Below are 4,730 nucleotides of genomic sequence, written 5' to 3' on the forward strand. Positions count from 1 at the left end.
GAAGCCGCGCGGCTGGTCCCCGGCGATCCGTTCCTGTGGTATTTCCGGACCACGCTGGCGGTCGCGGCGGGCGACGTGCCGCGGGCGAAGATCGCGATTGCGCGGGCGCTGTCGCTGGCGCCGAACGATCCCACCATCCTGTTCGAAAGCGGCCACGTCGCGAGCCTCGCCGGCGAGGATGCGGCGGCGCGAACCGCGTGGCAGAAAGCGCTTGGCGCCGACCCCAACGGCCCCACGGGTCGGCTGGCAAGACAGGCGCTCGGGCTTGCCGACGTGCCGCTGACGGTGCAGTCCGCCCCCAAACCATAAGGGACTCGCGCCGACCATGAAATTCCTCCACTCGATGCTGCGCGTATCGGACCCCGACGCGACGATCGCCTTCTTCAAGCTGCTCGGGCTCGAGGAGCGGCAGCGGATGGAAGTGCCGCAGGGCAAATACACCCTGATCTTCCTCGCCGCGCCGGGCGATGAGGGCGGCGAGGTCGAACTGACCCACAACTGGGACCAGAGCGGCTACACCGGGGGGCGCAATTTCGGTCATCTCGCCTTTCGCGTCGACAATATCTACGAGACCTGTCAGCGGCTGATGGACGCCGGCGTGACGATCAACCGCCCGCCGCGCGACGGCCACATGGCGTTCGTCCGCTCGCCCGACGGGATCTCGGTCGAACTGCTCCAGGACGGCCATCTCGACCCCACCGAGCCGTGGGCGTCGATGGCCAACACGGGCGAGTGGTGATGCCGCTCGAGATCGTCTGCGTCCCGGCGTTCAGCGACAATTATCTGTGGCTCGTCCATGACGCTGACAGCGGCGAGACCGCGGTGGTCGATCCGGGCGACGCGGCCCCGGTCCTCGCGGTGGCCGAAGCGCGTGGCTGGAAGATTTCGCAGGTCTGGAACACCCACTGGCACCCCGACCACACCGGCGGCAACCTTGCGGTAAAAGAGGCGACCGGTGCTACAATCAGCGGGCCGCGTAGAGAGTCCGCGAAGATCCAGGGGCTGGATATCGAGCTTGCCGAAGGGGACGAGGTCCGCCTCGGGGCCCATAAGGGCGATGTTCGTGAAGTTCCCGGTCACACGCTCGGCCACATCGCGCTGGTGTTCGGCGAGGACAAGGTCGCGTTTGTCGGGGACACGCTGTTCGCGATGGGCTGTGGCCGGTTGTTCGAGGGCACCCCCGAGCAGATGTTCAACAGTCTCAACCGCCTGGCTACCCTCCCACCCGAGACGGCGGTTTATTGCGCCCACGAATACACCCTGGCCAATGCCCGCTTCGCCGCCCACGCGGAGCCCGGCAATGCCGCGATCGCCGCGCGCCTCGCCGAGGTCGAACGGGCCCGCGCCGAGGGCCGCGCGACGGTGCCGACGACGATTGCCGCCGAGCTTGCCACCAACCCCTTCCTCCTCGCGCGCGACGTTGCCGAGTTCGCCGAGCGCCGCGCGGCCAAGGACAGCTTTCGTTAATCCTGCTTTCATCCGAAGCGGCGCTTGCTGTGTTACTAGCGGGTAATGCCGCCTTTTATCGGGAGTGACCGTCATGCGCCGCCTCGCCCACCTTGCGCCCCTCGCTCTGGCCGCCGGAGCGCTCGCCGCCTGCACCGCCAACCTCGCCCAGCCCTATCAGCGCACCGCGCGCCACGAGGATGAGGTGCGCCGCGCGCTGGCGGGAAAGGTCGCGGGCAAGCCGGTCGACTGCCTCCAGTCCACCCGGTCGAGCGATATGCAGATCATCGACGACAACACGATCCTGTTTCGCGACGGCTCGCGCGTGTTCGTCCAGTCACCACACGGCGGTTGCTCGCCGCTCGGGTCGGGCAGTTATACGCTGGTCACGCACAGTTTCGGCGGAATGGGCTTGTGCCGCGGCGACATCGCCCGCGTGGTCGACCTGCAGAACGGCTTCACCGTCGGCAGCTGCGCGTTCGATTCGTTCGTCCCCTACGAACGACCGCGGAGAAGCTAGCGCTTGGCGCTCGAATAAAGCGCGTCGAGCAATTCGCCATAGGCCTCGCCGATGACGTGGCGGCGGATCTTCATCGACGGGGTCAGCTGCTCATTCTCGACAGTGAAGCCGTCGGCGATGACGAAGCGGCGCACCTTCTCGATCACGCTGAGCTCGGCGTTGACCCGGTCGACCGCCTTTGACAGTCGTTGCTGGAGGTCAGGCAGCCCGGCGATCTCGGCCTCGGGCACCAGCAGCGCGACGAGATGCGGGCGGCGGTCGCCATAGACCATTGCCTGGGCGATCTCGGGCTGGAGGGTCAGCATTCCCTCGACCCGCTGCGGCGCGACATTATCGCCCTTGTCGTTGACGATCAGGTCCTTCTTGCGATCGGTGATGACGATCCGGCCCTTGGCGTCGAGGTGCCCGACATCGCCGGTCGCGAGCCAGCCGTCCCATTCGGAACCGGCAACGCCCAGCACCTTGGCGGTGCCCTCGGGGTCGCGCCAGTAGCCGTGCATCACCAGCTCGCCGCGCACCATGATCTCGCCATCCTCGGCGATGCGCACCTCGGTGTTCTTGAGTGGCGGCCCGACCGTCGCCATCGCGATCCCGGCGGCGGGGCGGTTGCAGCTGATCACCGGCCCCGCCTCGGTCTGGCCATAGCCCTGCAACACCGTCAGTCCGGTCGCGGCGAAAAAATTGCCGACCTCGGGATTGAGCGGCGCACCGCCCGACACCATCGCCTTGATCCGCCCGCCGAACTTCGCCTGGACCTTCTTGCGCAGCGTGAAGTCGAGCAGCCGGTCCATCGGCGCGTCGATCAGGCGTTTCGTTCCCGCCGCGCGGCGCCCCTCGATCGTGATCGCGCGGGCAAGGAGGTAGGCCCGAAGTCCGCCGTCCTTCTCGATCGTCTTGAGGATTCTGGCGCGCAACATTTCGAACAGCCGCGGCACAACCACCATCAGCGTCGGGCGCACTTCCTCGATATTGGCGGCGAGTTTCTCGAGGCTCTCGGCGAAGTAGATTTGCGCGCCCAGCCCGATCGGGAAATGCTGCCCGCCCGAATGTTCGTAGGCGTGGCTGGCGGGGAGGAAAGACAGGAACACCTCGTCGTCCCAGCCGAAATCATTGGCGATGACGTCGATGCAGCCTTCGACATTGTGGAGGATCGCGCCGTGATGCTGGCGTACCCCGCGTGGCGCGCCGCCGGTGCCGCTGGTGTAGATCAGGCAGGCGAGGTCCTCGCGCTTGATCGTCGCGGCGGCAGCCCCCGCGGCGGCGACGTCGGCGGGACCGGCTGCCATGTCCGACCACGAATGGAATTGTGCGACGTCGGGTGACTGCTGGACCGACAGCGGATCGAACGAGATGATGTGGTGACATTCCGACGCAAACAGCACCGCGGGGATGAGGTTCTTCGCCAGTTTCTGCGACGACACGATCACCGCGCGGGCGCCTGAATTGCCGAGGATATGCTGGTGATCGCGGGTCGTGTTGGTGGTGTAGGTCGGCACCGTGACGCAGCCCGCCGCCATGATCGCGAGGTCGCTGATCAGCCATTCGGGGCGGTTTTCGCTGACCAGCATGACGCGCTCGCCGGGATTGAGGCCGATTGCCTTGAGGCTCGCGGCCAGCGCCGCGACTTGCCGCGCGGCGTTGCGCCAACTGGTCGGCTGCCATTCGTCGTCGTGCTTGGCCCACAGGAAGGGTTCATCGCCCTGCTGCTCGGCGCGCGTGAAGAACATGCTGACGAGGTTGGGGAAATGCTCGAATTCCCGCGCGCCTCGCCTTGCGGTCATTGCGACACCGCCACGCCCTCGCTGCGCGGATCGGCGGCGCCGACCCAGCGGCCGCCGGCCCACTCGATCGCGTTCGCCTTGAAGGTCTGTGGTGGGATCGTCGTGACCGATGCGTGGCCGAGCGCGTTGAGCGCCGGGATCATCGCCTCCAGCGGCGACCCCTGCTCGACATAGACGTTGGGGCCGCTCGGCGCGAATATCTCGGGTGCGGCGATCGCGGCCTGCGCACTCATCTTCCAGTCGAGGACGCCGATGATCGCCTTGATCACCTGCGCCGGGATGGTCGATCCGCCCGCCGCGCCGACCGCCAGCCGCACGCGCCCATCGGGCCCGGTGACGATCGTCGGGGACATCGAGCTGCGCGGCCGCTTGCCGCCCTCGACGCGGTTCGCCACGGGGACGCCATCGACCGCGGGCACGAAGCTGAAGTCGGTCAGCTCGTTGTTGAGATAATAGCCGTTGACGACCAGCCCCGAGCCGAAGCCACTTTCGATCGTCGAAGTGATCGAGGCGACATTGCCGGCGCGGTCGGCAATCGCGAAGGACGAGGTGCCATGCTCGACTGCCTCGACCCCGAGCGCCATCTTCGGCGCGCCGGCAGGTGAGCCCGCGGTGACGGCATTGTTCGTTGCGGTCGCCGAAATCAGCTTCGACCGCTCGGCGAGATAGGCCGGGTCGAGCAACCCCGCGACCGGCACCGACACATAGTCGGGGTCGCCGAGATATTTGTCGCGGTCAGCATAAGCGAGGCGCATCGACTCGGCGATGAGATGCCAGGTCGTGGGCGAATTGGGGCCGAGTGCGGCGAGGTCGAACCGCTCGAGCATTTTCAGCGTCTGGATCACCGCGATCCCGCCCGACGATGACGGACCCATCCCGCAGATCCTGTACCCGCGATACGCCCCGCACACCGGCGGGCGCTCCTTGGCGCTGTAGGTCGCCAGATCGCCAACGGTCATCGGCGAGGGATTGTGCGCGGCACG

5 protein-coding genes and 1 pseudogene are annotated in these 4,730 nt (G+C 67.2%); 4 read left to right on the forward strand and 2 right to left on the reverse strand.

Translation table 11 applies throughout. The features are described 5' to 3' along the window. The 4 genes and pseudogenes from Q0R27_RS02805 to Q0R27_RS02820 form a co-directional block, all read left to right on the forward strand. A pseudogene (locus tag Q0R27_RS02805) lies at positions 1–309 on the forward strand (hypothetical protein); the annotation flags it as partial. A gap of 16 nt (positions 310–325) precedes the next feature. Continuing rightward, positions 326–739 (forward strand): VOC family protein, encoded by a 414-nt coding sequence (locus Q0R27_RS02810; protein WP_293940694.1) that lies wholly within the window; start codon positions 326–328, stop codon positions 737–739. Next, positions 739–1,467, forward strand: a complete 729-nt coding sequence (gene gloB / locus Q0R27_RS02815; protein WP_293940696.1) for a hydroxyacylglutathione hydrolase — start codon at positions 739–741, stop codon at positions 1,465–1,467. The genes Q0R27_RS02810 and gloB overlap by 1 nt, the downstream gene beginning before the upstream one ends. A 73-nt stretch (positions 1,468–1,540) precedes the next feature. After that, positions 1,541–1,966 carry a hypothetical protein gene (locus Q0R27_RS02820; protein WP_293940698.1) on the forward strand — a complete coding sequence of 142 codons (426 nt, stop codon included), beginning with the start codon at positions 1,541–1,543 and terminating at the stop codon, positions 1,964–1,966. Here Q0R27_RS02820 and Q0R27_RS02825 read toward each other — a convergent pair. Beyond that, positions 1,963–3,747 (reverse strand): AMP-dependent synthetase/ligase, encoded by a 1,785-nt coding sequence (locus tag Q0R27_RS02825; protein ID WP_293940700.1) that lies wholly within the window; start codon positions 3,745–3,747, stop codon positions 1,963–1,965. The genes Q0R27_RS02820 and Q0R27_RS02825 overlap by 4 nt on opposite strands. Further along, a partial coding sequence (locus Q0R27_RS02830) for a gamma-glutamyltransferase (protein ID WP_293940702.1) occupies positions 3,744–4,730 on the reverse strand: 987 nt, incomplete at its 5' end. The genes Q0R27_RS02825 and Q0R27_RS02830, both read right to left, overlap by 4 nt.

Source organism: Sphingomonas sp., from assembly GCF_025362505.1.
GTDB lineage: Bacteria > Pseudomonadota > Alphaproteobacteria > Sphingomonadales > Sphingomonadaceae > Sphingomicrobium.

What these genes read in the sequence shown, in the direction of transcription:
- Q0R27_RS02810 (WP_293940694.1), top strand. Translation starts at nt 326, where the DNA reads ATGAAATTCCTCCACTCGATGCTGCGCGTATCGGACCCCGACGCGACG.
- Q0R27_RS02825 (WP_293940700.1), bottom strand. Translation starts at nt 3,747, where the DNA reads ATGACCGCAAGGCGAGGCGCGCGGGAATTCGAGCATTTCCCCAACCTC.
- Q0R27_RS02820 (WP_293940698.1), top strand. Translation starts at nt 1,541, where the DNA reads ATGCGCCGCCTCGCCCACCTTGCGCCCCTCGCTCTGGCCGCCGGAGCG.
- gloB (WP_293940696.1), top strand. Translation starts at nt 739, where the DNA reads ATGCCGCTCGAGATCGTCTGCGTCCCGGCGTTCAGCGACAATTATCTG.